Raw genomic sequence first — 26,999 nt, 5'->3', positions numbered from 1 at the left:
AACATGTTGAAATATATGAGATTTATGAGATCTAGATTGCTCTCATAATTCAACACCAGGGCGAAGCACGACAAGCCTCCGGGGATTGTGCCAACCACCAACGCCTTGGCCGCTTTAGGAAATTGTAGTGCTAGAAGTAAATTCCAAGGATATTAGAGTCAGCGTATCCGCCTTTTGCCAAGCGCGCATCGCTCCAATAACAAGCCCCGAGCTGTGTGCCAGCATAACCAGCTATTTACTCGGCCTCGTGGTCTTCCGAGCTCCTCCCCCGAAACGGTACGGTCGCCCTGACTGGCGCGCTATTTCGTTGGCATGTGGGGCGGACGGAGATTTTCCAGTCAACCTGTGCAGAAACATCCAAGTCGGCCTTCTCGTGATCGAAAAATGGATTCTCCAGCACCCGACAGCGACAAAAACAACCCGTAAATATCAGTCAGGTCGTACTCGTGACGTGGCTGCCGAGTTGGCGACCCTGACACCGGCTGTTGCCCGCTTCGATAGTGAGTATGACCCGCCCACATTTCGCGAAGCGCTGAAGTTCCAGATGCAGCGCCACGGCGAAACGGCCTCCTTTCTTCACAAGCATATTGTGATTCAGGGAGATCGCTTTAACGCCACGACCCTGAGAACGTGGTTGCGTGGCACCAAGGTTCCCCGCGGTGTTCTCAGCGTCGAAATCTTGCGCCGGATCGAGGTGCGGTACGGATTGAAAGAGGGATATCTCAAGATGAAACTCCCGCATCAGGGGCGAGCGCTATTGGGCCATGAAACGGGACTATCCGTGGGGCCGGCAGAGAGAAGGCGCCTGGCGTGGCACCTGCCCGACGACTTCAATGAGATACCCCCGGAGAAGCGGGCAGAGATAATTCAATGGGTGCGCGAGAACGTCATTTCCAGAACGACGGACTACCGGCGGTATCAGGCCGGTACGATCAGTGAGAGCTTTGGGATAAGGTTTCCTGCACTTGAGCGCCGAGCAGCACAGAAGACGAGCAGGCGGCGCACTGCCCCGGCGACTTTGGCGGCAGAGATGCGCGACCTTGTCCGTTTCAAGACGGCAACGCTGACGGAGAAAGGAATGCTGCGCAACAAGAAGTGGGGGCAATTCACCGCCGCTCAAAAGATCGAGCACTTCGGCCTGCTACTTGGGGCACTCTCTTCACAGCCATCAGGACGAGTATGCGGCGCCGGCGCACCGATGTCTGACCTGACGCTGGCGCTGCTGGCATTCCCCGGCGTGTGGGACTGGTACTTGACTTGGCGGGAGCGCCGCCGCGGGTTCTTCACCGTGTGGGAGTGCAACATGCTGAGCTCGGCGATCGAGCTCGTGCAGCAAGACACAGGGTGGCTTAGGCAGCGTCCAGACCTCGCTAAGCGGCTGACGCCAATTCCCGCGATAATTGATGAGGAGGAGATTGCTACCGCGCAACTAGACTGGCAAGGCACCTGCGAGAACCTCAGGAAGCACGCGACGGTTCGGTTTTCCGAGGTGCAGCAGGTTGCCCGGGTGCACAGAGACCCTTTCGAACCAATCCTGCCTATTCTCGAGTCCGCAAATCCGGTTCTTGAATATCGGAAGATCACTGACGAGATTCTGCGCCGGCTACCAGATGAAGGAGAATTTCCAATGGCCGCCGCGGAGGCGTGTAGGTCGTATCTTATGCTGCGCCTGGGTCTTCATTTGGGGCTCCGCCAGCGGAATCTTCGCGAGTTGTTGTTGTGCCATCGCGATGCGCTTCCCACCTCTGAGCGGCGCCTTGCGGAGCGACGGTGCGGCGAGCTGCGGTGGAATTTCCGTGAAGGGAAATGGGAGGTCTACATCCCCGCTATCGCCTTCAAGAACGCCGGCTCGTCCTTCTTCGGCTCCAACCCTTTCCGGCTACTTCTCGATGACCTGTCCGGGCTGTACACCCACCTTGAGGCGTACATTGAACGCCATAGGCCTCGGCTCTTAGGGCCGGCAAAGGATCCAGGGACTTTCTTCGTCAAATCGACCAAGCGAAACACCTCATCCGCCGCATACGATGAGGCGACGTTCTACGAGGCTTGGCGGCTGGCAATCCAACGGTACGGTATCTACAACCCCTATACGGGCCGCGGGGCGATCGCTGGTCTTCTACCTCATGGGCCGCATTCTGTGCGCGATGTCCTGGCCACCCACGTCCTCAAGAAGACGGGCTCGTACGAGCAAGCCAGCTACGCCATTCAGGACACTCCCGAAACGGTCATGAAACACTACGGCCGCTTCTTTCCCCAGGACAAGGCGGCTATGGCGGCGAAGATCCTGAACCAAATGTGGGGTGAAGAATGATCGCCTCTTGTGAAAAGTCGACACTCCTGCCGGGGACCGAGAGAACCTGATGGATCGCATCCCGCGGAAAGCGGGAACGATTGGCTAGAGTTGCATCAACTTAAAATGCTCTTGGTGAAGCCTCCGATGATCTGGCCAACCGTTTCGCCGATAACCGATCGTCCGGCCTCGGTGCCTGCGCCCTTCACTGCCTCCCCAAGCTTTGCCCCCAGACTTTGGCTCAAAGCAGAAGGCGAGGCATTGAGAACGGTTAGAGCCTTGGCCGACAGGCAAACACTCATCTGAGAATACTCCCCTCTCCCAGTAGTAAAACCTTCAGAGTTGAGCCAGCGTAGGGTTGCATATAATAAGAGCCGGAACGGCACTCCCTCTCTCACCACTCCGTAGTTCAATATTTTGGGAGCCGGCCAGTCATCAGGCGTGTTGTCGATGATCTCGATGCCCAGAGCCTTTGCGATGGCCTCTTCGTCAATGTCCGTTTCGATAGGAAATGATCGGTACAACTGGTCAAACACCAGCCCCACGATCTCGTTGAAATGGTCGATATTATCGGTCACCGAACCCTCTAAAAACAGCCACTGCAAAATTCAATTTCCACGCACCGCAAAGTAAGCTTGACTTGCGTATGCAACCTGTAAGTCTATCGCATGTCAATTGCACATGCCGCCGATTTGCCGGCATGCCGCTCGCCGAGACATAATCTGTCGACTGGAGGAGACGTTGAACGAAACCACTCCTAACGCCGCCCTTCACCATTTTTTCGGGAGCTCGGAAACCGAGCGAAAATTGCACTGCCTCCGCGAGTATCTCAAGTATTACTCCATCGCACTTCAAAAGCAGAATTTCGCGCGGATATACATCGATGCATTCGCCGGTACTGGCAACCGCACGGAAACTCGAGCAGCGCTCCCCTTCATGGAGAATGGAGTGGAGGTTCTCGAAGAAGTATCGACGCCAGGTTCAGCGCGGATCGCTCTCGAGACTGAGCCTAGATTTCACGCAAACGTCTTCATTGAACAGGATCCCGCCAAAGTAGCCGCGCTCAAAGCGGTTCTTGCCGAATATCCGGACTGTCGGGCACAGATCCGGGAGGGTGACGCGAACGACATCGTGCAGGCGCTTTGCGCGAGGTACAGGTGGCAACAGGAACGAATTCGAGGAGTGATTTTTCTTGACCCATACGGCATGGAGGTGAGTTGGAAGACCGTCGAAGCGATCGCGCGAACCGAGGCACTTGATTGCTGGTACTTCTTTCCTTTGTCGGGTCTCTACCGAAATGCGCCGCATGATCCGCTGGACCTTGACGACGGCAAATCTGAGGCTTTGACAAGGGTGTTCGGCACGGACCGTTGGCGGCAGGAGTGGTACGCCATGGAGGCGCAGAGCCACCAGATTGACTTATGGGGCAACCAGATCCCCTCCAAGGAGCGGCGCGTCGCGACAGTCGATGTCATCGAAAAGTGGGTGCACGACCACCTCAGCTCGACGTTTAGGGGCAGCGTCCTGCCCCCTCTCCGGTTGCGCCACAAAAATGGTGCGCCGATGGCTTCTCTGTTCTTTGCTGTATCAAATCCAAGCAAGGCTGCGAACAAGCTGGCAAGGCAAATTGCCGGTCACATACTCAAAGCTGGCATCTCGTCCCAGGTTCGACCCCGGTAGGAGCGGCCGGCGGCCTTCTTGTTCTTTCCACCCCACTGCTTGAAAAAGAATGAGGCGTTCGCGTCTGTGCACATATCAAAAATCTCATCGATCCACGCCGGATTCATGGGCCGAGCTTGAGGGCCGGACTCTCCGCCCACAATTGCCCATTGGATACCTTCCAGACGACCGCCGGCGACCGAGCCGATTAGCGGCTCAAAAGACACAAAACGAATGGCGGCCGGAACTTCTCGAAGGTCGTCGAGCCGGTGGAGCACGCGGTTGTCTTCGACACTGGCGCCTAGCCAAACGTTCGGCAAAACATCAAAACCGTCGCGGAGAATCTCGGCCATTCGATCAGGCCGTTTAGTCAAAATCTGATAGGTATGCCGCCGCGTCGCAGACATTGCAGCCCATACCTTACGAATAAATTCGATCGGCACGTCCGGATGAAACAGATCAGACATCGAGTTGACGAACACGTTGCGCGGTCGTGACCAAGTCGCAGGAATTCCGAGCGCGTTGTCATCGAGATACAGGGCTCCAGTCCACTTCGCCCGCCGGCCCGTTTTGCGCGTCAGGCCCCGGTATTTTTCCACGCCCATTGCATCGAGGCGAGCCGCCATCCGCATGGCGTAGCAGTTCGTGCAGCCGGCGCTCATGATGGTACAGCCGGCCACCGGGTTCCACGTCGCATCGGTCCATTCAATTGATGTTTCGGCCATGGGCGCCCCTCTCACTTATCCGGCATTGTATCAAAGGCCATTAATTTTTTCGCCAATGGAGAGCCTAGGATTATCTTCTCAGCGCCTTGACTCTTTTCCCAGGGAGAACATACTAAGAACACGGCGCCATCGCGACGCCAACCCGCAAATCATATTTCCATGCCTGCTGTGGCACCGAACACAGGAGAACGACGACGTGCGCCCGCCCGAGAAACAAACTGAAGCACCTTCGGAAATTGATGCTGCTCTCGCTTGGCATAATGGGAATGTCCGCGCCACGATCGCCACGCTTCTGGCCGATTGCGCGTATCTCCGTTGGCAACTGGATGTCGCCGGCTGTGCTATGAGCCGCGGTTTCGCCCGCGGCTGGCGTCCCCGGGCCGACCGGGACGTGGCATCGACCGAGGCAACGTAAGCGATGCGGCAGAACGCGGGCGTTATTGCCGAGCTTCAAGAGCAGATCGACAAGATTGCCGGCGGTCATGCGAGAAAACGTGCCCGCCTGGCCTTTGGCATTCCTGAGATCGATGACCGCTTAAATGGTGGCCTGGCTTTCGGATCGACGCACGAGATAGCCGGCGGCGGTGCGGACGCGGTAACAGGTGCCGCTGCCCCTCTGTTCGCCGCCGGGATAGCCGCACGCACAACGGGGCCGGTGCTGTGGTGCATGGTGCGAGATGATCTGTTCGCCCCTGCGATTGCGCAGGCAGGGCTCTGTATGGGCCGGGTGACATTCGTGCACAGCGACAACGAGGATGGCGTCCTCGACAGCGCGGAAGAGATACTTCGCTTCGGAGGCGTTGCGGTAATGGTTGCCGAACTGGTTCGCCTGCCTATGGTGGCATCTCGCCGTCTCCAGTTGGCGGCCGAGAAGTCGGGCACGATGGGGCTTATCATCCGCCGATGGCGCCGGCAGGCGGAGGCCACGGACTTTGGCCAGCCCACCGCCTCGGCCACCCGGTGGCGAATATCCATCATGCCCTCCGAACGCCTCCCGGTGGCCGGCGTTGGCCGCGCAAGGTGGTTTCTTGAACTGATGCGCGCCCGTGCCGGCGAATGCTTCGATATCGAGGTCGGCGCTTGTGATGAGCACGGCCGGATGGAGGTGGCCCGCGCTAGCCAGGATCAATGGAGGATGGCACGATGACGCGGCCAAAGCTGAAGGACTTCCGCGGGGAGACCATCGACATGGACTGCCGACGTTGCGACCGGCACGGCGTCTACGACCGCAAGGCACTGGTGAAGAAGTTCGGCGCCCGCATTGAGTTCATGGAAATCCGCCGCCGGCTCGCCATCGGTTGCGACCTCTACGGGACCGACCGATGCGAAGCGAACTTTCCTTGCTTGCTCGCCGCAAATATTCTGATCGATAAGGGGAAGACGTGAGCGACGACACAACAAGAACGACCCCGCCTGGCATATACGAGCATCATTGCGAGCATCCGGGCTGTACCAAGTGGGGCGGCTTTGGATTTGCGTCCTCGAAGTCAGCGCCGATGCATTGGTGGTGCTGGGAGCACTACCCATACAAGGAGCCGGGGAAACCCACCGCAAATGGTTCCTTGTCGAGCTGACGCACCCGCCCTATCCTTCACTCATGGCTATCCGTGGACCGATCCCGACAGAGGAAGGCGAAAACCGGTTCGTTCGATGCGAACAGGAGCTGGAAGCCGAGTTTCAGGCGCTGGTCTGGAAAGCCGTCGCGGCAGGGTGGGATGAGGGCGAGGCCTGCGTGGCAATCGCTTCCTTGGCGGACCATCACATCCTGGCGATGCATTTCGGAGACCAGACCAGCGTCGCGATACGAAAGCTGAAGGGCTGAGGGGGAGATATGTGCGGACGGTTCACGCAAATGCTGTCCTGGCGCGAGTTGGTCGCGCTCTACCGCCTCACCGACAATATCAAAAGCCGAAACACTGAGGCCCGATACAATATCGCGCCGACGCAGACAGTGCCATTTATCCGGCACGATGAGAGCGGTGAACAGATTGTCCAAGACGGCCGGTGGTGGCTCGTTCCCCACTGGGCCAAGGAGATGCCCAAGGCGGCGATGTTCAACGCCCGCATCGAAACGGTCGACACCTCTCCGGCATTTCGGGACGCCTTCAAGGTGCGGCGTTGCCTTATCCCTGCTGATGGCTTCTATGAATGGACCAAAGCCGATGACGGTGGGAAGGATCCGTGGCTTATTCAGATGCCGGGCGGGGCGCCGTACGCCTTTGCAGGCCTATGGGCGCATAACAGCAAGCTCGACGTCACGAGCTGCACGATTGTGACGGCGCCGGCCGTCGCCCCCATCAACCAGATCCATGACCGGATGCCCGTCATTCTCGACCCGGCGGTGTTCGACGTATGGCTCAATCCGGCAACGCCGGTTGAGAGCTTGAAGGGCATGCTGCTTGGTCGGAACATCGACGCTGATGTGCGGATGCATCGCGTAAGCCGAGAGGTCAACAGCTCCCGCTTCACCGGCCAGCCGGCGCCGATCGTAAACTCATTATAGGGAACAATTGTTGAAGCGCCGCGTTAGTGTTGGCCAATCCACTTTCAGTTCAGCACTTGCCCCGCCCCGCGCGGGGCATTTTCTTCTCTCGAAGGCCAACTCGCTTGAAGGCAATTTCCGACGTCGTCGCAGAATTGGTGCATGCCGCTAACATCGCTCGACGACTCTCCGACTCTGAGAAGCTACTGCTGTTGACCCGAGCTTACATCACGATCCAGGAAGGTGGCGAAGCCCTGGGTAATGTTGAGGCAGCCGCCGACTCTGATGTCGCGATCGACATTATCACCTCAACTGGAATGGTCTGCCAGCTGACGGACGAAGAATTCAAAACTCTCCTGCTTGAGGCTGCCGACCAAATCCGCGACATCAAAATTGCATTGGATCGCAAGAGAGCCCGGTTCTCGTCTTAGTAAAACGATCGGAAAAAAAAAGCACTCGCCGGAACCTAAGGGCAATGGTGCCGTTCAAGCATTGCGGTCAAGCAGTCTGCACTCTGTCATGGTCCCCAACCAGTTGACCGCGAATTCCGGGCCGCTTCAGGAAAACTGAGGCGGCCTTTTTGTAAAGATTGCTCAAACGTTGGGGAAACGGCCTTCGCGACCACGTGTCGTGAACCTTTTCTTGGGCTTGGGTGGTTTGGAACACGCCACAAAGGAGCTGCATAGATGAGCCACCAGAAAGACGAACGCGGAGATCCGATCTCGCGTACCCACGACCCCGTTCGAAAAGATTTTTCCGCGGCGGAGACTCGTCAGGGTGGCCGCGGCTTTCCTGTGCTGGCGGTTCTCGGCACAAGCTTGGCGCTCGTCGTCGTAGTATGGGCGGTGGTTGAATTGTGGGGCAATTATATCGACCCATCCCCTGAGAACGCTCGGCAAACGACGACGACCTCCGGCGAACCGACCCAAGACACGATCGACAACTCAGTACCGGGCGCCACTCAGACCGTCCCCACTGATCGCGACCCCACCCCGGAGTCCGGCACTGGCGGTGAAAGCCAAACTGTCACGCCGGATGGCACGTCAAACTGAAGGTCGCTACGGCCTTAGATTAGCAGCTTGCACCGGCGGAACGTCGAATGGCTCAAAATCAAGTGCGTGCAGTCAGAGGGGTTCGCCATCGTCGGCTACGAGCGCTCGGCCGACGGATTCGGCGGCATCGGTCGGCTGCTGCTGGCAGCTCGACAGGGCGACGGGCTCGTCCATGTCGGCGGGGTGGGGACGGGGTTTTCCTCGGCGTCCGCGACTGCGCTTCGGAAGCAAATGGACACCATGGCCGTAACGTCGCCGCCAATCAGAAAAGACCCGGCGGGCTGCTCCAGCAGCACCGACCGGGCGCGCATGTCGACGTCGCAACTCATCAACACAGATAGCCTACATCGCGACGCGCCAGTGTCAACGTTCTGTTGCCATCGCCGGTCTCCGGGCCTAATCCGCCGCGAAAATTGAAAACGCGGCGGCTCGTCAATATCCTTACGGACTGCCGGGGCGCGAAAAGCGCTGCACCGCACTAGAGGAAGGAAAAAGGAATAGCAGGGAGATCAAAACGATGTCCAAAAAGCAAGATCGCAAGCCGTTCGGTTCGCTCTGGGGCAATCTTGACGAAAGCGCTCGCGTCGCACGTGAGCAAGCAGAGATTGAGCGCGCTGCGCGAGAGGCTAAAAGCCGACGGCTGAAGGAAATGCGGCTCGCGAGACACGCTCTTGACGACGGCAAGGTGCCAGATGAAGAGACGGAAAATTGACAGAGCCAGTCGTTGGCCGCATATTTCCACGCGCACCTAATGGAAGTCTTCTCAACCCCGCTCAGGCGGGGTTTTTCTTTTCCTGCCCAGGGGCTCCGATGCGCTCAAAGCAAACAGGGCTACTCTAGCCACAGCCATAATCGCAATCACGAAAAGATATAAGCACTTCATGATGTTCGCGCCTCACGAGCATACGAGTCGACTTCCCTCATAAATGGCGTATGGTTGTGTGCACGCGAGGAAGCGAAACAGGCACCATCGCTGGATTTCGAAGGGACTTGCTCAAAATAAGGAGGGACCAAATGAATGTCTCCCTACGCAGCCAGGCCTACGAACCGGGCGAACTAACCGAACTCAAGACAGTCTACGACGAGATCACTTCTCAGAATTGGTTTCGTCGGACCGAGGAGGCGAAAAAAGGTTTCGCCAAGTACCTCTTCTCGACCTTCGAGGCAGGCCAGTTCGATCGACAGCGGCACTATGACGAGATCGTGGCAGTCGCCCGAAGATGCTACGCGCGCTCGTGATCTCAATTTTTCAAAATTGACTTTCCCTGCACGCGAGACATAATCGGGCTTCACCTGAGTGCATCGACTGTCTTGACCCCGCCTTACCGCGGGGTTTTTCTTGTGCAGATATCGGGAACAAGCGGGTCACGGGCCAGTTGGGTACGGTGGCCAAGCAAGGCTAGTTCCTCAGCCGATAGCCTTGCTGGTCTCCCAGCCACGGCCGCATCGGGGGGCGTTGCCCGAACCGCTTACGCCCCCCTTTAACGTAACTTTGGGTTTCTGAGGTCACGCAATGGAGAAGAAATCAAGAGTTGTCATCGGCCGTCGCCTGTCCGTGGCCCTCGCAATCGCCGCGATTCTTTTCCTCGGTTTCATGGCAGTTCTTGGAGCGCTTACCCTCATTTGAACCGACTAAAAGGTGGTGAGGCTCTCAATGTGGCACGCTCATGACAAAACGGCACGGTTTTGAAAGCGGGCCCGCGACCTAACTGCTACCGTCCCACCGCCTTGCCCAATTTTGCAAGCAAGGAACGCTCTGCGCAGAAACGAGCGGGCGTCGCCTTCGAATTTGGAAATAGGAGGCGACGCTTGCCCGACATCGTGGGGAAGTGCGAGAACATTTTTAAAAAACAGGCGATTTGACGCGAACGCCACCGTCTCGCCCATCTGGGCTGCCTCAGTCGTTCGCGGCGTAACGTCAGCGCTTATCGGCGACGGGCGATCTAGCGAACAAATTTGGGGCCAGGCTGCATATTAAGTTCTCCTTAGGCACAAGCGCGCACCCTCAGAGTTGCAAATCTCACTACTTTTGCAACGCTGGAGGTGACACACATGCAGAATGCAAAGCGGGAAATAAGCCATCTCCTGTTGATGGCGAAGCTGTTGGCAGCGCGGCAGGAGAACGCACTGCTCTGTTATTTCATCGACATGGCAATCGTTGAAAACCGAGCATCGACCAAACCAACGGAAGTGCCCGAGAGCAAGTCCGACGCGGCTTGACGGAACAAAACCGGGCGACGGCAGTTCACGCTTCAGCTCCCCTTTGCCCCGCCCCGTGCGGGGCATTTTGTTTATCGTGAGGCGCACCTTGGAAACCGGAAGGTGGAATGATCCGATCACATTCGAAACGCACAAGCTGGGCGCCTACCTGACGATATCCAGCACGGCGGAAGCGGCGCGCGTGCTGCTGGACCACTGGCCGCTGAACCATGGAAAGGCTCTTAAGCGGGCAAAGGCGGCATGCCTCGCGGTACTGCAAGGCACCGAGGATCCGGAGGTTGCACGCAAGGCGTTCCTAAAAGCAGCCGAAGAGGCAGGCGTATCCACTCGTCAAATGTGACCAGCAGAATGTTTTAGCGGTCAAATCAGGGACGGCTTTGAAAGACACTTTCCGCGCTTGAAATGATGTGCGAGGTTTCGACGCCCGAAAGGGTACGCGGGCCGAGGTCGAGCCAATAGGCCGAGGCGCAGGGTCGGTGATCCGGGGGCCTGCTGGCGGCGCGTGACCCTCACGTGTCGCCGCCGCTATCGGCGTCGGTTTCAGCCTGGGAAGACACCGCACTTATGCCATGTCTTCGATTCGTCAATCTCAAGCGAACAACCGCCAATAAGCGAAAAGGTGTTAGGGTCTATCTCGACCCGATCTATCTCCGGCCTTCCATCATCATTGCACCATTGATCCATCAAGCGGAAGGTAACTTGGTCCAAGGGGGCGCCGTTCACGTAAAATGTCGCCTTGACACCGAGCCCGCCCGGTGGGTTCACAAACGCTTTTCGGGTATACCAACCGAGAGCCTTGATCTTGAAACTGATCGTAGCAAAAGCTTTGCCCTCGGCTCTAAATACCGTGAGCCAAGTATCCAGTAATTTGCAGAAAACTATGCTGCCATTTCCGATGGTCACTTCTCCAAAAGGCCAGCTTTCACTATCACCTTCTATCCCCTGCAAATCGTCTTGGCGGCTTGCAACAGACTGTCCAACTGGTTTTCCTTCAATTTTCTGTGCGTTTTTGTGCATATTTGCCCCCATGGCCTCGAGTTTGAAACGAGAAATCCCGTCCTTCTGCTTTGTTCAAACGTTCCCGCCGGCAAACCAAGACGTTCTCAAAATCAGTATTGCCGATGGCCTCTCTAGCTTCTCGTATAGTGAAGCATAAGCCCGCCAAGATTACAAACGGGGACCAATACACGTTCTGAGCGTCCAAGCTTCCTGCTTGTTGATCACCGGCGTCATTGAGTGGGCACGTCGCCTCCTCTGCGGGAGCACTAATTGCTACCGGCTCAGACTGACCCCTTCGTCTCTTTCCAGCCCTCCCCCAAAAAACTGCACACCAGCCGCCTCCAGCGCCTGCCGGATAGCCGCCAGGTTATTCCGCCCTGGCGTCCGCCGGCCTTTCTCAAAATCGATTATCACGCCGCGGGAGACCGAGGCGCGCGCCGCCAGTTCATTCTGATCCATCTCAACGAGAGCGCGGGCGGCGCGGCATTGCGCGGGCGTTATCGACATAAAGTCCAACGTTTGATCTCGAGTTGCAGCAAGGTCGAATATCTGACATAAAGTCTTATATCGCCCTTCGAGTCGATTGCAAGGATCGCCAAATGCAACAGGTTCAGTCAGTCACTCTCGGCCTCACCCAATCCGGCAAGGCCATCGGCCCGCCGCTGAAATACGGCAACCGCCACGGGCTTGTGACGGGCGCCACAGGCACGGGCAAGACGGTCACGTTGCAGACGCTGGCAGAAGGCTTCTCCCGCGCTGGCGTGCCGGTTTTCGCGGCCGATGTGAAGGGCGATCTTTCCGGCATTGCTGCGCTCGGAGACCCGCAATCCAATGCCGCGAAACGCCGCGCCGATTTTGTGCCGCACCGATGCCCGGTTGCTCTATGGGACATTTTTGCAGAGCGTGGGCTGCCGATCCGCACGTCGGTGCAGGCCTTGGGGCCGGAGCTCCTCGCGTCAATGCTGCGCCTGAACGAAACCCAATACGGCACACTGGCCATTGCCTTCAAAAAGGCGAAGGACGATCAAACGTTTTTGCTGTCGCTGGATGACCTGCGTTGGAGCCTGTCAGACCTGTTGGACATGCGCGAAGAAATCTGCCGCAAGTACGGAAACATCTCGGCCTCTTCGATAGCTGCTATCCAGCGGAACATTCTGGCGCTGGAATCGCAAGGCGGGCACCACCTCTTTGGCGAACCGCCGTTCAAAATCACGGATTTTCTGCGCACCGAACACGGCCAGGGGGTCGTCAACCTGCTGCACGCGGATCAGCTGATGGAGTGCCCTGGCCTCTATTCAATCTTCCTGCTCTGGCTCCTCACTGAGCTTTTTCGGGAATTGCCGGAGGCTGGCGACCTGGACCGGCCAAAACTGGTGTTCTTCTTTGACGAAGCGCATTTGCTGTTCCGTGACGCGCCGAAACCCCTGTTGCAACAAATCGAGCGCCTCGTTCGCCTGGTCCGATCCAAGGGCGTTGGCGTTTTCTTTGTCAGCCAGTCGCCGGCTGACATTCCTGAAACCGTTTTGGCGCAGCTTGGCAACCGCGTGCAGCATGCACTGCGGGTCTACACTCCGAAGGAGCAGAGGTTTGTTCGCGCCGCTGCGCAGGCGTTTCGCCCGAATAAGGGAGTCGACGTCAAGGCAGAGGTGGTAAACATGGGAATCGGCGAGGCGCTGGTTTCTGTCATGATTGATGACGGCGTGCCGTCGCCGGTCGAGAAGGTCAAGGTGAGCCCGCCTCAATCGCAAATCGGGCCGATCTCCAACCTGGAGCGCGAGGTGCTGCTTCGCGACAATCCGCTGGCCGGCAAGTACCCTTCGGTGGTGGACGTTGACGCTATGCAGAAGCAGTTCACTGACCGAATGCGCGCTGCCGCCGGCTTACCACCCATCAACTGGGCTGGCGATCGATGGCAGGCGGGAGACTTCAAGAATTTCCTGCCGGATATTGTACCGGCGCCAAAGGCCGCCCCCCGACCCGCCTATGGCCTGCAGGCGCTTGCTTCGCTAGCTGTGGCCGCGGGGTGCTTCTATATTGCAGGCATGCTCGGCATTTGAGCGAAAAAGCCACCGGCGATGAGCGTCACCGGTGGCCTTGGTTCGCGGCAAACCGGATTTTTCCGGCTAAACCTGCCGCGTCAGCGGGTAGGAGATACCCCGCTTAGAGGATCGGCCGGGACCGGTCGCAGCTGTATTTTCTCGAAAGATAACCGTCAGTGAGAAACTCGCTAATCGGCAAGGTCTGATCGCCCCGGTACTCGATAATGCCGTCCTCAGAACGATATTCGAATGCTGCGCTTAGTTCCCCGTTGCCGCGCCGTGCGCTGCGAAAATGTTCGGCCTGAGCGATCATGTTTGCAGCAAGTTCAAACTGCTTATGAACAGCATCGCCCCATTTCTCTTCCAAGGGCGCCAGCGCGTTATCCAAAGCCTCGCGGGCCGCCGTGACCGCAGCACCCCGGCGGAAAACTTCGGTCCGGAGCGGACCCACGTTGGAAGTCCTTTCTGCCGACCTTATAGCCGCCTCCAGCTTCTCTCGAGCGGCGATCGCCAGAGCTTCAGTGCCATCCTTCAAGATTTTATACGCAGCCAAGTCCTTCGTAGCTTTCTCTACTGCTTCGCGATTTCCGGATACGCCCTCACAAGCAGCAGCCTCTTTCAGCACGCGACGGGCCTGCTCAATGCGCTGCTCAGCCTCGAGAAGCTTGCCTGCGTACGCCTCGACCTCGCTGCGCGCTATTTCAGATTTGCGTGACGCCGCGTCACGAAAAATAGCAGCCTCAGCTTCCTCCAAACGATAGGCCGCTCTTGCATTATCAGCCGCCCTGATCGCTTCGGCCAGTGCCTTGAACGCGGCTACCACGTCCGGCGGCAACTGCTCGGACAATGCGATTTCAATGGGCGTCCGATCGACCGGCGCGCCCGTTTCAACTGGCTCGGCAATGTGCACTGCAGACATTTAATCGGTCTCCTATTTGTCGGGAAAGTTGGGGCACCGGCGATGGTGCCCCGAGCGTTGAGAAGGGCACTAAACCCTGGGGTTCGCCTTTTCCCAACTGTTGTAGAGTGCCAGGTACACGTCCCGCACGGCGTCGCCGCCGTCGATTTCGTGGCGGCCTACGTGCTCTCCGTCGCCGCTGATCCGATCGCGACGAAACACATGATAGACGTCCTGGTTTTTCGAAAAGAGGCTGCTGAGTTGCTCGGTTTGCGCAACCAGCGTCACAGCCGTTGCAAGCTGCTTGTCGGCAGTTGCACGCCACTTCGCCTCAAGCGGCGCAAGCAGGTCTATTAACGTCTGCCGGATTTGAGCCACAACTTTTGCCCTCGACAACACCTCATTTTTAAACGCTTCGAGGCGCGGCCCCAACATTGCAGCCTTCTGAAGTTTCGACTTCTCGTAGGCGGCACGAAGCTCTTCCATTTCAGCCTTGGTAGGCGCCGGGGCCACTGAGCCAATTTGGGCAGCGATATCCTGTTGAGCAGATGCCCGCATCAGTGCGTTGTATGCCGCGGCCTCGGGGTCGCGCCTCGCGTCTTCTTCCACCTTCTGGGCTGCGGCATACTGCTCCTGGGCGAACTCAAATGCGCGCTTAAATGCTGCCTCCCTCTTCTCAGCCGCGACGCACACCCGCTCTGTTTCTGCCAGGTCCTCCGGCCGCGGGTTCCACTTGCGCTGCTCTGCCTTATAGGCGTCGCGTGCCTCGGCTGCATCTTTGGAGGCAGCATTGAACTCATCCCTGGAGTAGTTCAGGTTGTTGCGCGCAGAATCGGCCGCTTTTGCCGCGCGCTCAATTTTGGCTTCCACCGTGACTGCCGACACCTTCTGCTCTTCATAGTATGCGCGCTTCGCCTCATCCACTGCCGCCTTCGCCTTTACCAGGTCGGCGGCCAGTTGGTTGATTTCCTCCGGCAGCGGATCGGAAAGCACCGCTTCAAGCGGAGTGAGTTCCGGCTTCGGTGGGCGACCACGGGGGCGCGGCGCAAGTTCCTGCGCAACGGAACCGAATTTCTCGTAGAGGATGTTTGGCATTGCGGTTTCTCCTGATTTAATGCAGCGGGCTGGCGCGCTTAACGGCATCCTGCCAGCCCGCGGCGATCCGCTCTTGTTTCAATTTCTCGATGACCTGCGCTGCAGTGAGCGAGTGGTCGGCGGCATGCTGATACGCGAGCTCTGGCAGAGCGCGGCCCTCTGGGCTCTGAAGGATCGCCTGGAGCCGGGCACGTGCCAGCACCTGCGCATCGGCCGCCGCTTTGGCGCGGATCTCTTCCACCGTTGGGGGCCGCGCAATCGGCGAGGCAGCGACAACGGTGCGATTTGCTGGGGCGGGTGCCCGCATTGAACCGCCGCCAGACTTGGCCGGGGCTTGCCGCTGAAGATAGGCGAGAACATCTTCGAACCGGCCGGTGCCGTCGACCATGCCTACCGACTTTGCTTGCGCGCCTATTTCAACACCACCGCGCCAGGACTGCACTTTTTCCGCTGAAATTCCCCGGTGGCGCGCGACCGCGTCAACGAAGACCGCAGCGAGATCGTCAACCATCTTCTGCACGCGATCGGGTGCAAAGCCCTTGTTGGGGCTTTGGGAGGATACGAAGTTAAAATCCTGAATTCCGGCGTTTTGCCTCGCCTTGCTGTTGTCTGTGTAGCTCATAACGACGCCGACGCTGCCGACGATGGCCGCATCCGAAGCAACAATCCGGCTGGTGGCGCTCGCCAGCCAGTAGGCCGCCGAGCAACCCATGCCAGACACGAATGCGGCGATCGGCTTTTTCTTCCGGGCTTCGAAAATCGCGTGTGCGAGCTCGTCGCAGCCGTTTGACTCGCCGCCGGGGCTGTCGATGTGCAAGGCGATAGCGTCCATCCTCGGATGTTCGAGTGCCACCTGCAAATCGCGCCGCAACATTTCGTAGGTCGAAAACCCGAAAAATTTGGTCACTGCAGAGTCACGCTTGAACAGCGGGCCGGCGATGTAAAGCCTTCCAATTCCGTTCAAGATCCCGAGGCGCTCGCCTTTTTGCGCCTGGAAGGGCCGGCTCGCCTCGAGCGCCTTTGGATCGGTGAGCGAGCGCGCCAAGCTCTCAAAATTCGGTCCGTACATTGCGAACGGACCAGCTGTAGCTAGGGTTTCAATCACAAAAGTCCTCCGTGGGATAAGATGGCGTGCCCGATCAGGTAAAGGATAGCCGCGGCGCTTATCACGCGCGTCACGGCGTCCTCTGGCGTGCGCCAGGCGTTGCCAGTTGGGAGAAGGATCCCCGTCGCGGTTACGAGGGCGACAAGGGAGGCGAAAAAAGTGAGAACCATCACATTCCGCCCCCGCGATCCGAGAAGTTGCGCCGCATCTCGGCGCCGACGTTGTTTTGCGCCCGCGTAGCCCCGGCGCCGATGCCGTCGAGCCCGGCCTTGATGACCTGCACGAGGCGGGCCGCCTCCTGCAGAGGCCCCAAGTCCACGAGCGGCCTTGCCGTGACGCTCAGAGCATCCAAGATTCCCTGGCCCGTCTGCATCGCTTTCTGTTGGGCCTGGTCTAAACCGTCGGTGTCGACCTGCGGTGTTGCGCCACGGAGCGGGATCCCCATGTGGTCGCGGAAACTGAAATTCTCATCGGCGGCCTTTCCGAGCATGAACCTTCTGAACCAGCCGGGCGCAGCAAGGTTCTCGTCGCCGGCAGCTGTTTCCTTTCCTCGAAGCTCCCGGTTCCACAGTGTGCCCAGCGCCTTAAGGAAGGCCGAGGCGTAGGACATGTTTTCATCAAGTTTCTTCGACCCGGCGCCGCCGAACAACATCTGATCGACTGCGTAGATCGTCATGCCTGGTCCCGCCGCGAGGGCGCCATACTTGGCCGCTCTTCCGACTTTGCTCGAGGGCTTGCCTTTCCCGTCGCCGACGCCGCCAAGGCCATCTGCAACGCCCGCGCCGCCGAGCGCCACAGCGGCGCGCGTGAGAGCGGCAGCGGAGCCATCCAGTGCGATGGCGCTTCCTTTGAGGCCGAACATGTCCGTCATTTTGCCGAGGGCGAACTGCCCGCCCTTCAGCGCCCCGGCGCCGGCACTCAGAAGGCCCAGCGACACGAGGATGGGATTGTCTTTTGCAGCCGCCGCCAATCTGTTGATGCCGTCGGCCAGGGCGTTCAAGCCCGGATTGATGACCGATTCAACGGGGGCGAGCGCCGCCGCCAGGTTGCCGTAGGCAGTCACAAGGCCATCCGTTGCCGACGAAAGGCTTTTATCATCCATTGTGTCGGCCGCCGCGAGGCCCTTCGCGTTCGGGAAGCGTTCGTTTAGGATCCTTTGCATCTGTTCGAAGCCGAGGATCGCCTTGATCGCCGCATCCGACGAAAGGCGGTTATTCGTGAGTTTTCCGATCTCCTCTGCGAGGACTACGGGATCACCGGTATTGACGCCCTTGGCCTCCATCGCCGGTAAGAGCACTTGGTTGAACCAATCGAGCGGGTTTTTCGCGAAAAGATCGGCCTGGGTCAGAGTGCCCTTTTCTATGACCCGGCCCTTCGCGTCGCGCTTCACACCATCGCGAAGGCCGTACTCGCTCTGAGCGGCGATCGACTCTTTTGATGCGCGCCCGACAATGAACTGGTCGAAAATCGCGCGAAGCTGTGTGCCGGCGTCTGTGCCGCTGGTTTCAGCCATGACGAATGGAAGAACGCGGGACAGGAAATCGTGGTCGAAGACTTTGCCCGATCCCCTGGCGTATTTGATGCCCTGTGCCCATGCGGCGGGGTCAATGTCCTTGCCGGACACCTGCCAGGCCTTCATGAAGTTGTCGAGCATCCCCTTATACATGTCGGGGTCATCGATGTTGATATTGTCCATTGCCCGGTTGAAGGCGCGCAGATATCCGATCGCCGCCTCCTGGCCATACGTGTTTGACCAGACCTTGAATGCCTGCACTTGCGCGTCGCCCGTGCTTATGGCGGCGTCCGTGGTTTTCATGGACATGGAGGCGTCCGCCAGGATCTCCATGACATCGGTCTTACTCACGCGGCGCCGGCTGGCCAGGTCGTCGGCAGCGGTGCCGATTGAGCCGCGTTCCTTTTCGCTTAGGCCGCGGTAGTAGTTTTCCGCATCGACGCGGCTACGTTCTGAGGCCTCCTTAAACCCCACTCGTGTTACGGTGCCCCCGGCCTGGGCGCCGGTGTAAAAGCCGAGGGAGACATATCCAGCGCGCAGAATGTCCCGCATGCGGATGCCGTGTTGTCGGGCATTTCCTTCGACGGCTCTGAAGTGGTTTTCGATCGCGGCGCGCTGAGCGGCCAGCTGCGATATCGTGTTGGTCTTCCAGTGGCCGACCTCGGCGCCCCTCATCGCAACGCCAAGGTTGCGCTGGCGGATTGCTTCATGAAGCCTCGTCCACGACTTTTCGACCTCGTGTAGCTGATGTTGCGTCAGCTTCAGCTTGTCGATCTGATTTTGGAAACCGACGCCCCAGGAGGCGGTACCGGACTGTCCGAGCCGGCGCGCGGCGTTCTCGACGTCCCGCATGGTGTCGGTGACTTTTTTGGCCTCACCGAGCCCTTCCGTCCTCAGACGAAGGATCAGCTGGCCGATGAGCGTTTTTGCCATGTCAGATCTTGACCCTTGCGCCTACCAATTTCAGGCGAAACATTTTTTTGAGATAATCGTGATGGTAGGCGGCGTAGGCGTGCCCGACGATCTCTAACCAGTCCATTTCAAGAACCGTGGGCAACGGCGTGGAATATGCCCGCGCTACCACCCTCACGAGTTCGAGATATCCTGCAGGGCTGCACCGGCCGCCGCCCTCAAGCGGCGGGGCATAAAAGGGAGCGCGGCTTCCTCCACACGCAGCCGGTCGTCGTCGTCCATCGCCTCGTAAACTTCGAGCGGGCAATCGAAGGTGGGCGGCATGACCGCCGGTGACTGGTCCGTCATCGCTGCGACCTGGCGGATGAACGTTTCGACTTCACGGCCCGAGATGCGGCGGATGCGGATGGTGTCATAGGTCTTGCCGTCGAATTCGACTGGCCAGTCAATCGGAACGTCCAGGTGGCGTTCCTTGGGGGAGATGATCTTCGCTTCCTTGAGAAGCTGTTCAGGTGTTTCGGGATTTTCCTGCGCCATAAAACCTCCATGGGGTGGCGAGCACAGGATTTAATATAGACTATAATTGTTTCAATTTCAATAATAAAATCAACGACATAAGTATAGTGCTCAGCTTGTACTATGCTGACCCATGTTGACAACTTAATTAGTTTTTCGCGTTGCAGCGGGTTTGGCGGATGAAGTTTTTTACTAAAAACGCGCCTCAATTAATTTCGAAAATTGGGTGCCTGCCGGTGAACGGGAGTGGTGACAACGTCCACGCTCGGCCCTTGGCAGGCGCCGCCACGGAGCGGCACACCCTGTTCGGCCGCCCAAAGATCCGAAAAATCGAAACGCTGCCCTGCTGGCCAATGCCGCCGGCGAAATGGCGCTGCCCGACGCGATGCGACCTAGAGGCTGACTGCCCCCGGAGCAGCTGAATCCAACCTACGTCGAAATCGGGAGGATGACCCCCCAGACGAAAACACAAGTTGCGCGCGAGACGGCGAGGCCGCGCCTCACGGACGGCACGCGCGGCCTACGGTCCCTTACTTGCCTTCTGTCTACGCCCGTAGGGCGCCTAGGCGCGCCACTGGCTCGCATTATGTCTCAGGCTGAGCCCGCGCATCCACGTCAACATGAGCGCGCTTGCGGCCACCTGGAGGCGCCGCACAGGTGCGACGCGTGCGCCCTGTGTGCGCCACGCGCGAAAAAGAGCGAGCAGGGACCGTACAGCGCTCGCCCCGACCGCGCGGCGCGGCAGCGCGGTCTCGCACGCAACTTCTTTTCGGTTTGGGGCGGACACCACCACCGGTGCTCGGGATTGATCCGTCCGCACGGTTGTTTCTTCGGCGTCTATTGCGGCCGGTCTGTTTCGAGACGTCGCGGTATTCGGAGCCGGTCGTTTCGATTTTTCTGATGTTTAGATTTGGAACGAGATGGGTGCCGGCTCCGAGGCGGAAGAGCCAAGGGGGTGGCTTCAAAACACGCCCGCTCGCTACGCTCACCCTATATAGGGGGGTGAGCGTTGAGCGGTGGCGGAAAGAACGATCAAACGCAATTGAGCGCTTTGAGCGGTCGCGCATAAGTATCTGAAATGATTAAGCTTGGGGATCGAGCGGTCGTTGATCGGCTGTGATCGCCACCCGTGGCCGGCAAGCACGAAAAAGCCCACCGCTCAATCACATTTTGAGCGGTGGGCTTGGCGAATTGATCGGCGATTAGCTGCTGAACGGTTCGAAAAGACCTTCCCTCTCAATCACCCTTCCCGCGTCAACGAGGAGCTTTCGCAGCTTGCGCTGGTTGGCTTCGCTACTACCCCGTGGCGACCGCTTAACATGCGCTGCGACCCACTCTGCGAGAGACGCTGGCCGAGCGAACTCGCGTAGCGTGTCGAGGAGCGCCTGCGCTGGTGGCGCCAGTGGTGCGTCCTCGAATTCTGACAGCCAGTGGACGGCGCAGGAGGAGACAGGCCGCCCATGATCGTCCGCGCCGAGGTCAACAACCTCAAGCGAGAACCTGAGATCCGCCAACTTTCCGAGATCGCGTTGTTTGTGGTTCCGAAAAACCGCTGCGGTCGAACCACCCTCCTGTAAGACCTCGAAGTCAGTATCGATAGCCGCTAGGAGAGAGGAGTGGCCGCGCATGCCTTTCGCCGCGTCTTTGCCGGTGTGATGAACAATCAGCACAGTGGCTCCCGTTGCGGCCCTTATGCGGTCGATATTGCGGACCAACTGGCCCATATCTTTTCCCGAATTCTCATCGCCGCCAGCCATCGCGCGGGCCAGCGTGTCGACCACCACAAGCCGCACCGGCCCGCTGCCTTCGATCTCCCTGCATGCCCCCATAACTTCTTGACAATCCGCCTTGGGGTCGAAGAGATCGACCGTGCAAGGCACAATGTGGATTGGCGTTTCCGGTGGGAGATGCCGACGTTTCGCAAGAGCTAGAAGGCGTTTGTAGGAGGTTTTCCCACCTTCGGTCGCTAAATAGAGCACCGCGCCCATGGTAGTGGCGTGCCCGTTCCAAACCTGGCCGGCTGCGATCGCGGCCGACATGTCGTAGGCGACAAAGGTCTTTCCGACGTTTGAGGGGCCGTACAGGACGGCAACCGTGCCTTGATCCAGCACGCCGTCGATGAGCGGTTCGGCGCCGGCGTCTAGCGCCGAGGATATCGCCTCTGCGAAGGAAACGACGGGAAGACGCCGCCGTTTGGCTTGCTCTCCAGCCTTGGCCAGCGCTTCGGCGACTTGCCGCTTAACCGCGACCGGCGGCTCACCGACATCAATGTCGATCGCTTCGAATTCAGCTGCCGCTAGGGTCGCGCCCCAACCGCCGGAGGCATAGCGGTAGGCATTGCCGACGATTGTAGCAAGCTCTTGAGGAAGCCATGCCGGAAATGCTTTTTGCTCATTCCAATTTTCTAGCATTAATTCGAGCGCAGTTTCCTGCGAGAGCCCGAAATCACGGCACTGCGCGGCAACCCGGTATGTTGTGGCGTTGCCGCCGTCCCCCTCGACGGCTTCCGGCGCACGCTGGGACAAATATTCGACGGCCATCTCGATGTGGTTAGGCAAGTCGAGCTCGACGGCTGGCGTTTTGGCGGCGGCCTGGTGCTGCCGTGCCGCCGCGCTTATCAAAAAGCGCTCGATATCTTGCCCCGCCGGTTCGATCTCACCGGGGACCGCCTCGTAGGTTTTGCCGTTGAAGACGCTGCCGGGGGCGACGACATAGCCGCCATCGGAGCGGATATCGATGCCCGGGAAGTCGGGGATCGAGTGAACGAAGTTTTTGAAGTTCTCGGGGGAGGCGAGATAAACATGCGCGCCGCCAGAAGGCGTTTTGACGCGAAAGGACTGCGGCAGTCCGTACGCAATCTCCAGGCTTTCGAGGCTGGCAAGACCGGGCGCGCCGTCTGCGTCAACGACCAGCAACCCCTTGCCGGTGGCAATCGCGAAGTTGCATCCTGGGTGCTTGGTCGCCCACGCGCGCAGTTTCGCTTCATCCGCGCTCGCTTTTTTCGGCCAGGACAGATTGCTGATAGGGCGTTTTGTGCCTGGCCGAAGGGGGAAAAGACGGAATCCTTGTTTCGCGAAGTTCAAGGCCTCGGTGAGAGCCCGCGTTTCTGTCGTGTCCTGACTCATGCCTCGGACCCCGCCATGGCAGTGATCAGCGCCGCGCCATCGCTGTCCGTATACCTAAAGGTCGCACCGGGTGCGAAATGGCGGACGACTTTGGGCCAGTAGCTAAGCCGATCGTTGGTCGTTTTGATGAACACCGCGACGCCTGCACCGCGCAAGGTCGCGTCGACAGCGGCCTCGTGCAGTCGCGTATACCGTTCCATTCCCAGACGCTCCCGTTGGCTGGGCCGCCGGTAGAGAATGGCCAGAACCGCCGTCGCTGCCTCAAAGGCCTCTTCAAGTCCTTCAGGATGGAAGCGCGGGTCACGACTTAAGTCACAAAATTTATCGCGGTCTTCTATTAGAAGAATATTCGGGCGTTTGGTGGAGCGAGGTGAAATATTGGGCCCAAGCCTTTCAACAAAACCAGTTGAATACTCGCCAAAAACTCCAGTGTCTCGTGTTGAAAATACTTGCGATGAAAGCAAGAATGCGCTATTAAACTCAGGCAAGCGAGCCTCCCGTGATCATTTTTGATCGAGTGGTTACGAGGGAAAATTGAGCGGCCGGCCTTTTCATCGGGGCCGGCTTTTTTTGCTTGTTATCTGGGGAGCATTCTCAGGCCGCGGCGCGAGCATCGTCGGCGACGAGCTTTGCGTCTGCAAGATTACGGCGCGGATTAGTTTCCTGGCTTTCAGCCCAAGCCTCTACTTCTGTCCGGATGAACAGAGCGCGCCCGGCAATTTCTGCAGGCGGGGGGAAACGGTGAGCGCGGCGAAGGCGGTTAATAGACTCGCGAGAGAGGCGCGTGAAGGCGCAGACGTCTTTCATCGTCATCCAGCGGGAAGCAGTCATGTGGTCTATCCTTTTCCAGTGTTGGAGGAGGTCGCGCGTTAGCGCGACCTCGGAGACCACGGGCTTCAAGCTTCAAGGCGAAAGGTGCGTGCATGAAAACAACCCCAACTGAAAGCCACATCCGGCTATATATAACACATGTAGTAACAGACGAGTCCAACTTCAAGAAACGGGGTCGCGGACATAGGGCACAAGTAGTTTCCGCAGTGGCACACATTGCGGCGAAGATAATATTCGCCAAAATCGTTCTATAGCTAATTCGACTCAAGATTCTTGTTTGGCAAGCTTGTATAATAAAACCATGGTCGTCTCAGGATATGGCCCGAAGGTAGTGCAACGCGTCGCGACATCAGGCGATATACGCGGCCCAATCTTCCATCAGCCGACGGCGCTTTTCCAAAGCGTCACCTCGTCTATATGCCCGCTCCGTAGCGTCGCGGATGATGTGGGCTAACGCCGCCTCGGCGACCTCGCGCGGATGATCCGTTTCTTCGGCGGACCAATCGCGGAACGCAGAGCGGAACCCATGCACGGTCACACCCTCGATTTCTAGCCGGCGCAGCACCGCCGTCATTGACATGTCAGAAAGAGGACGCTCCAGTTTGGACGACGGGAAGACCAGCTCTTCCGGCTGTGGTTCGGGGAGTGACGGGCCGGCTCCTTTCGGATTGCGGATCGATTTAAGCAATGCGGCGGCCGGCGCTGAAAGCGGGACGCGGTGTTCTCGGCGCGCCTTCATGCGATCGGCGGGAACCACCCACACGCCTGTCACGAGATCGAATTCGCCCCACTTTGCCATGCGGACCTCGCCGGAGCGTGCCGCGGTCAAGATAGCAAACTCCAGAGACCTGGCTGCAACTCCGGCCGCCGCACGGAGGCGCTTCATAAAGGCCGGGACCTCGACGTACGCCATTGCAGCATGGTGGCCGCGGGTCAGCCTTTTGCGCGCCGGCAATAGTTGATCCAGATGCCCGCGCCAACGTGCCGGGTTCTCGCCTGTTCGGAGCCCGCGCGCCTTGGCGGCATCTAATACACGTTCTATGCGGCCACGGAGGCGCGAGGCCGTCTCGGGCACCTTGGACCAAATAGGCTTGAGGACGGCCAGCACATCGGCCGTCGCGACTTCGTCGATCGCCTTGAGTCGAAGGGTCGCGCAATAGCCATCACCTAGCGTGCTCTTCCACTGCGCGACATGCTTCGGATTATCCCAAGCTGGCGACATTTCCGTGATGAATGTGTCCGCGGCATCCCCAAAGGTCTCCTGCCCCTTGGTCGCGACCTCCCTTGCAGCAAGTGGATCTCCCCCTGCCGTCACAATTTTGCGTAGCTCGAAAGCTCGCGCCCTCGCGGCGGTGAGGTCAACGGCCTCATATGAACCGAGACCCATTTCCCGAAACTTTCCGCCGCGTTGCCAGACGAGGGTCCACGACTTCGCGCCGGTGGCGGTGAACGACAGATAGAGCCCTGGCACAGTTCCGTCCGAGATACGTCCGCGCGCGGTGCGCTTTTTTTCGCATTCCTTAACGGTGAGCGCCTTGCCTCTGGCCATTATTTCCTATCCCTATCCAGCTTCCCTATGCGTTCCCTATTTAGAGCCTTTGGCTGGCTAGGGTCAACATATTACAGCGGATGCACACATATCGCTGAAACCGGCTAAACTCATGGAAATTCCAGCGTTTATGTGTCAATCAGGGATAGGAGTTATACGGACGCTCTGTCCGCCATCTCTTCCCAGCAAAACGCTGGCCCTCCCCACATGCAAACGCCTCATCGAACACGGTGCCCCGCCGTTCGTTGATTCGTCTCGCCCGCCTCCGAAATCGGCGACGGGCGTTTTTGGCGTTTGTCAGGCGAGCCAGGCTGGCAGGCGTGGGGGAACCTGGCCGGTGAGCGCTGCTTCGATGCAGTCGGCGAGGTTGCCGAAGCGGACGGTGCGGCCGGAGAGGCCGGGGCCGTAATGGGCGTATTTGCCGGAATTGGTGATGAGGGTGCGGGTCTTCGGCGGGAAGACTGGTTCGGAGATCGAGCACCAGCAGAGGTCCGGGATGACCTGGACGCCGCATTCCCTTAGTCGGATAAGGATGTCGCCGGCTTCGGCCATGATGTCGCGGCCGGCGGTGACGATGACGGTGACGTCCTTGTGGCGCTTGCGGTCTCCCAGCGCATCCGCCAGGGCGCGGCATTCGGAAAGCGAGGCGTGCGGGCTGCCGATGGCGACGAGTTCGACTTCGGCCGGCCCGTCGTTGAACATCGTCCAGACGTCGATCATGTCGGCGCGGGTGATGGTGGTGCGGTCGGCATTGGCGGCGGCCGCGTCCTTGGCTTCGGGCGTGACGCCCTCGATATGGAGCATCGGGGCGGCGGAGGTGGTGCCGAAGGCGGCGCACAGCGCCTTCAGGTCGTCCTGCGTTGGCTTTGCGTCCGCGAGGCCGCGCAGAAGGGGGATGCGGTCGGGCGCGGCGCGGCCGGCGAGATAGCCGACCAGCGGCCAGAAGGCGTCGTCGATGTTTTCCGGCAGGTCGACGTCGATGATGCGGGCGGCCTTGCGGTGTTCGTCGAGATAGACGCCGGAGAGGGGCGCGCGGCCGGTCAGCGCGATGCAGAGGTCGAGGAAATCCGGATGTTTCGCTGTGCGGGCGCCAAGCACGGTGTTGGCGAAGATCACGGCATTGGATTCGGCCCAGGCGATGGCCTCGCCGGTTTTTGGCGCGCTGTCGAGGAGATAGGGCGAACAGGTGAAGGTCGGACGGCAGCCCATGCGCACGTAGGCATCGGCGAGGCGGGCGGCGGGGTCGCCGAAATCCGCCGGCACGCCCTGGGCCTGCCAGTTGACGCGATCGACGGAGATGGCGTTCATCGTGGTGGGGATGCGCACCTTGGCGCCCATCTCGGCCATCTTTTCGGCGAAGGTCAGGTTGGCGGGGCTGGCATAGATGCAGCCGTCGATATGGCCCTGCACGACGTCGACGAGCTTTTGCGCACTCTGCTGCGCGGCCATGGCCGTCGTGATGCGCATGGCGAGCTGTACGGCGACGCCGTCGCGGCCGCCCAGCATGGCGCGGTCATCTTCAGTGAGGTCGAGCGTGGCAGTCGCGGGCGGCGTGACCGGGATCGTAAAAGCGTCGGTCTCGATTGCCGTCTCGGTGATCCGGGCGCTTTTCGCGCGACAGAGGGCGGCGAAGGCGTCGCGCGAGACGCGCAGCACGGGCAGCGACTTGCCGAACATTTCGGCGGCGATAAGCGCGCCGAGCGTCAGCACGTCCTCGGCCTCGCTGAAAACGAGGGCTGCCGGGGCACGGCCCGTCAGCGCGAGGTCGAGCAGCACGCCGGAGCCGGTGCAGGAGCCGCGGCTCGACGGCATCATGAGGATGCCGCCGGTGATCGTGACGCCGTGCAGCGGGTGGTGCACGTCGATGACCTTGCCGGTGGCGGGATCGACGCCGCCCCAAAAGCTCAGGGCCTCCCCCGCGGCGATGACCGGGCCGGCCGCGATGCCGGGAAGAATGCTGCGGGCGAAAAGCTCGGCCATGGGGCGGGT

At 59.4% G+C, this 26,999-nt stretch carries 27 protein-coding genes and 1 pseudogene; 14 read left to right on the top strand and 14 right to left on the bottom strand.

Annotated elements, in window-relative coordinates; translation table 11 throughout:
• Positions 1-373 precede the first annotated feature (373 nt).
• Entirely contained in the window at positions 374-2,311 is a 1,938-nt protein-coding gene (locus GB927_RS16620; protein ID WP_439655500.1) for a hypothetical protein, read from the top strand.
• 95 nt (positions 2,312-2,406) lie between these two features.
• Here GB927_RS16620 and GB927_RS16615 read toward each other — a convergent pair whose 3' ends face one another.
• Entirely contained in the window at positions 2,407-2,868 is a 462-nt protein-coding gene (locus GB927_RS16615) for a hypothetical protein (RefSeq protein WP_256118290.1), read from the bottom strand.
• 163 nt (positions 2,869-3,031) lie between these two features.
• On the opposite strand from GB927_RS16615, the gene GB927_RS16610 reads away from it, so the two are divergent.
• On the top strand, positions 3,032-3,970 hold the full coding sequence (locus tag GB927_RS16610) for a three-Cys-motif partner protein TcmP (RefSeq protein WP_256118289.1): 939 nt from the start codon (positions 3,032-3,034) through the stop codon (positions 3,968-3,970).
• Here GB927_RS16610 and GB927_RS16605 read toward each other — a convergent pair.
• On the bottom strand, positions 3,925-4,674 hold the full coding sequence (locus GB927_RS16605; protein WP_256118288.1) for a DUF5131 family protein: 750 nt from the start codon (positions 4,672-4,674) through the stop codon (positions 3,925-3,927). The two genes, GB927_RS16610 and GB927_RS16605, sit on opposite strands and share 46 nt — an antisense overlap.
• 418 nt (positions 4,675-5,092) lie before the next feature.
• Here GB927_RS16605 and GB927_RS16600 point away from each other — a divergent pair, with 418 nt between their 5' ends.
• The 11 genes and pseudogenes from GB927_RS16600 to GB927_RS16550 all read left to right on the top strand — a co-directional run bounded on the left by GB927_RS16600 (position 5,093) and on the right by GB927_RS16550 (position 10,768).
• Entirely contained in the window at positions 5,093-5,821 is a 729-nt protein-coding gene (locus GB927_RS16600; protein WP_256118287.1) for an ImuA family protein, read from the top strand.
• Complete coding sequence (locus GB927_RS16595; RefSeq protein ID WP_256118286.1) at positions 5,818-6,060, top strand: hypothetical protein; 243 nt, start codon at positions 5,818-5,820, stop codon at positions 6,058-6,060. The genes GB927_RS16600 and GB927_RS16595 overlap by 4 nt, the downstream gene beginning before the upstream one ends.
• A 46-nt stretch (positions 6,061-6,106) precedes the next feature.
• Entirely contained in the window at positions 6,107-6,496 is a 390-nt protein-coding gene (locus GB927_RS34290) for a hypothetical protein (protein ID WP_305111726.1), read from the top strand.
• 9 nt (positions 6,497-6,505) lie between these two features.
• Complete coding sequence (locus GB927_RS16585; protein WP_256118284.1) at positions 6,506-7,177, top strand: SOS response-associated peptidase; 672 nt, start codon at positions 6,506-6,508, stop codon at positions 7,175-7,177.
• A 104-nt stretch (positions 7,178-7,281) separates the two neighbouring features.
• Positions 7,282-7,587 carry a hypothetical protein gene (locus GB927_RS16580; protein ID WP_256118283.1) on the top strand — a complete coding sequence of 102 codons (306 nt, stop codon included), beginning with the start codon at positions 7,282-7,284 and terminating at the stop codon, positions 7,585-7,587.
• A 255-nt stretch (positions 7,588-7,842) separates the two neighbouring features.
• Entirely contained in the window at positions 7,843-8,208 is a 366-nt protein-coding gene (locus GB927_RS16575) for a hypothetical protein (protein ID WP_256118282.1), read from the top strand.
• Between the two features lie 45 nt (positions 8,209-8,253).
• Positions 8,254-8,472: pseudogene (locus tag GB927_RS34555) on the top strand (ATP dependent DNA ligase); the annotation flags it as partial.
• Positions 8,473-8,725: 253 nt separating this feature from the next.
• The gene (locus GB927_RS16565; protein ID WP_256118281.1) at positions 8,726-8,920 is read left to right on the top strand and encodes a hypothetical protein; all 195 of its coding nucleotides are present in this window, start codon (positions 8,726-8,728) and stop codon (positions 8,918-8,920) included.
• A 302-nt stretch (positions 8,921-9,222) separates the two neighbouring features.
• Positions 9,223-9,447 carry a hypothetical protein gene (locus tag GB927_RS16560; RefSeq protein WP_256118280.1) on the top strand — a complete coding sequence of 75 codons (225 nt, stop codon included), beginning with the start codon at positions 9,223-9,225 and terminating at the stop codon, positions 9,445-9,447.
• A gap of 813 nt (positions 9,448-10,260) precedes the next feature.
• Positions 10,261-10,428 carry a hypothetical protein gene (locus GB927_RS16555; RefSeq protein WP_256118279.1) on the top strand — a complete coding sequence of 56 codons (168 nt, stop codon included), beginning with the start codon at positions 10,261-10,263 and terminating at the stop codon, positions 10,426-10,428.
• Between the two features lie 88 nt (positions 10,429-10,516).
• Positions 10,517-10,768, top strand: coding sequence for a DUF982 domain-containing protein (locus GB927_RS16550; protein WP_256118278.1), 252 nt, complete (start codon positions 10,517-10,519; stop codon positions 10,766-10,768).
• A gap of 200 nt (positions 10,769-10,968) precedes the next feature.
• On the opposite strand, the gene GB927_RS16545 is transcribed toward GB927_RS16550, so the two are convergent.
• Positions 10,969-11,445, bottom strand: a complete 477-nt coding sequence (locus GB927_RS16545) for a hypothetical protein (RefSeq protein WP_256118277.1) — start codon at positions 11,443-11,445, stop codon at positions 10,969-10,971.
• 255 nt (positions 11,446-11,700) lie between these two features.
• The gene (locus GB927_RS16540; RefSeq protein WP_256118367.1) at positions 11,701-11,886 is read right to left on the bottom strand and encodes a helix-turn-helix domain-containing protein; all 186 of its coding nucleotides are present in this window, start codon (positions 11,884-11,886) and stop codon (positions 11,701-11,703) included.
• Between the two features lie 140 nt (positions 11,887-12,026).
• On the opposite strand from GB927_RS16540, the gene GB927_RS16535 reads away from it, so the two are divergent.
• Positions 12,027-13,484, top strand: a complete 1,458-nt coding sequence (locus tag GB927_RS16535) for a helicase HerA-like domain-containing protein (RefSeq protein ID WP_256118276.1) — start codon at positions 12,027-12,029, stop codon at positions 13,482-13,484.
• A gap of 103 nt (positions 13,485-13,587) precedes the next feature.
• Here GB927_RS16535 and GB927_RS16530 read toward each other — a convergent pair whose 3' ends face one another.
• The 10 genes from GB927_RS16530 to lhpI form a co-directional block, all read right to left on the bottom strand.
• Positions 13,588-14,385 carry a hypothetical protein gene (locus GB927_RS16530; protein ID WP_256118275.1) on the bottom strand — a complete coding sequence of 266 codons (798 nt, stop codon included), beginning with the start codon at positions 14,383-14,385 and terminating at the stop codon, positions 13,588-13,590.
• Between the two features lie 69 nt (positions 14,386-14,454).
• Positions 14,455-15,459 (bottom strand): hypothetical protein, encoded by a 1,005-nt coding sequence (locus GB927_RS16525; protein WP_256118274.1) that lies wholly within the window; start codon positions 15,457-15,459, stop codon positions 14,455-14,457.
• A 16-nt stretch (positions 15,460-15,475) separates the two neighbouring features.
• Positions 15,476-16,564 (bottom strand): S49 family peptidase, encoded by a 1,089-nt coding sequence (locus tag GB927_RS16520; RefSeq protein WP_256118273.1) that lies wholly within the window; start codon positions 16,562-16,564, stop codon positions 15,476-15,478.
• A 169-nt stretch (positions 16,565-16,733) separates the two neighbouring features.
• Entirely contained in the window at positions 16,734-19,010 is a 2,277-nt protein-coding gene (locus GB927_RS16515) for a hypothetical protein (RefSeq protein ID WP_256118272.1), read from the bottom strand.
• 153 nt (positions 19,011-19,163) lie between these two features.
• Positions 19,164-19,526, bottom strand: a complete 363-nt coding sequence (locus GB927_RS16510) for a hypothetical protein (RefSeq protein WP_256118271.1) — start codon at positions 19,524-19,526, stop codon at positions 19,164-19,166.
• A 1,181-nt stretch (positions 19,527-20,707) separates the two neighbouring features.
• Positions 20,708-22,630, bottom strand: coding sequence for an AAA family ATPase (locus GB927_RS16505; RefSeq protein ID WP_256118270.1), 1,923 nt, complete (start codon positions 22,628-22,630; stop codon positions 20,708-20,710).
• Positions 22,627-23,118, bottom strand: coding sequence for a hypothetical protein (locus GB927_RS16500; RefSeq protein ID WP_256118269.1), 492 nt, complete (start codon positions 23,116-23,118; stop codon positions 22,627-22,629). Before GB927_RS16500 ends, GB927_RS16505 begins: the two co-directional genes overlap by 4 nt.
• A 106-nt stretch (positions 23,119-23,224) precedes the next feature.
• Positions 23,225-23,461 carry a helix-turn-helix transcriptional regulator gene (locus tag GB927_RS16495; RefSeq protein ID WP_256118268.1) on the bottom strand — a complete coding sequence of 79 codons (237 nt, stop codon included), beginning with the start codon at positions 23,459-23,461 and terminating at the stop codon, positions 23,225-23,227.
• A gap of 349 nt (positions 23,462-23,810) precedes the next feature.
• On the bottom strand, positions 23,811-25,010 hold the full coding sequence (locus GB927_RS16490) for a tyrosine-type recombinase/integrase (RefSeq protein ID WP_256118267.1): 1,200 nt from the start codon (positions 25,008-25,010) through the stop codon (positions 23,811-23,813).
• A gap of 297 nt (positions 25,011-25,307) precedes the next feature.
• Entirely contained in the window at positions 25,308-26,990 is a 1,683-nt protein-coding gene (gene lhpI / locus GB927_RS16485) for a cis-3-hydroxy-L-proline dehydratase (protein ID WP_256118266.1), read from the bottom strand.
• Positions 26,991-26,999: the final 9 nt, after the last annotated feature.

This window comes from Shinella lacus (genome assembly GCF_010994755.1).
Lineage (GTDB): Bacteria > Pseudomonadota > Alphaproteobacteria > Rhizobiales > Rhizobiaceae > Shinella > Shinella lacus.
Note: the sequence above shows the minus strand (reverse complement) of the source record. Positions and strands in the feature narration are given on the sequence as shown.

Bases quoted from the DNA above. Each gene is read 5' to 3' on its own strand.
- GB927_RS16605 (WP_256118288.1), bottom strand. From the start codon at position 4,674: ATGGCCGAAACATCAATTGAATGGACCGATGCGACGTGGAACCCGGTG.
- GB927_RS16600 (WP_256118287.1), top strand. From the start codon at position 5,093: ATGCGGCAGAACGCGGGCGTTATTGCCGAGCTTCAAGAGCAGATCGAC.
- GB927_RS16595 (WP_256118286.1), top strand. From the start codon at position 5,818: ATGACGCGGCCAAAGCTGAAGGACTTCCGCGGGGAGACCATCGACATG.
- GB927_RS16585 (WP_256118284.1), top strand. From the start codon at position 6,506: ATGTGCGGACGGTTCACGCAAATGCTGTCCTGGCGCGAGTTGGTCGCG.
- GB927_RS16575 (WP_256118282.1), top strand. From the start codon at position 7,843: ATGAGCCACCAGAAAGACGAACGCGGAGATCCGATCTCGCGTACCCAC.
- GB927_RS16565 (WP_256118281.1), top strand. From the start codon at position 8,726: ATGTCCAAAAAGCAAGATCGCAAGCCGTTCGGTTCGCTCTGGGGCAAT.
- GB927_RS16560 (WP_256118280.1), top strand. From the start codon at position 9,223: ATGAATGTCTCCCTACGCAGCCAGGCCTACGAACCGGGCGAACTAACC.
- GB927_RS16555 (WP_256118279.1), top strand. From the start codon at position 10,261: ATGCAGAATGCAAAGCGGGAAATAAGCCATCTCCTGTTGATGGCGAAG.
- GB927_RS16545 (WP_256118277.1), bottom strand. From the start codon at position 11,445: ATGCACAAAAACGCACAGAAAATTGAAGGAAAACCAGTTGGACAGTCT.
- GB927_RS16540 (WP_256118367.1), bottom strand. From the start codon at position 11,886: ATGGATCAGAATGAACTGGCGGCGCGCGCCTCGGTCTCCCGCGGCGTG.
- GB927_RS16535 (WP_256118276.1), top strand. From the start codon at position 12,027: ATGCAACAGGTTCAGTCAGTCACTCTCGGCCTCACCCAATCCGGCAAG.
- GB927_RS16530 (WP_256118275.1), bottom strand. From the start codon at position 14,385: ATGTCTGCAGTGCACATTGCCGAGCCAGTTGAAACGGGCGCGCCGGTC.
- GB927_RS16525 (WP_256118274.1), bottom strand. From the start codon at position 15,459: ATGCCAAACATCCTCTACGAGAAATTCGGTTCCGTTGCGCAGGAACTT.
- GB927_RS16515 (WP_256118272.1), bottom strand. From the start codon at position 19,010: ATGGCAAAAACGCTCATCGGCCAGCTGATCCTTCGTCTGAGGACGGAA.
- GB927_RS16510 (WP_256118271.1), bottom strand. From the start codon at position 19,526: ATGGCGCAGGAAAATCCCGAAACACCTGAACAGCTTCTCAAGGAAGCG.
- GB927_RS16505 (WP_256118270.1), bottom strand. From the start codon at position 22,630: ATGAGTCAGGACACGACAGAAACGCGGGCTCTCACCGAGGCCTTGAAC.
- GB927_RS16495 (WP_256118268.1), bottom strand. From the start codon at position 23,461: ATGACTGCTTCCCGCTGGATGACGATGAAAGACGTCTGCGCCTTCACG.
- GB927_RS16490 (WP_256118267.1), bottom strand. From the start codon at position 25,010: ATGGCCAGAGGCAAGGCGCTCACCGTTAAGGAATGCGAAAAAAAGCGC.
- lhpI (WP_256118266.1), bottom strand. From the start codon at position 26,990: ATGGCCGAGCTTTTCGCCCGCAGCATTCTTCCCGGCATCGCGGCCGGC.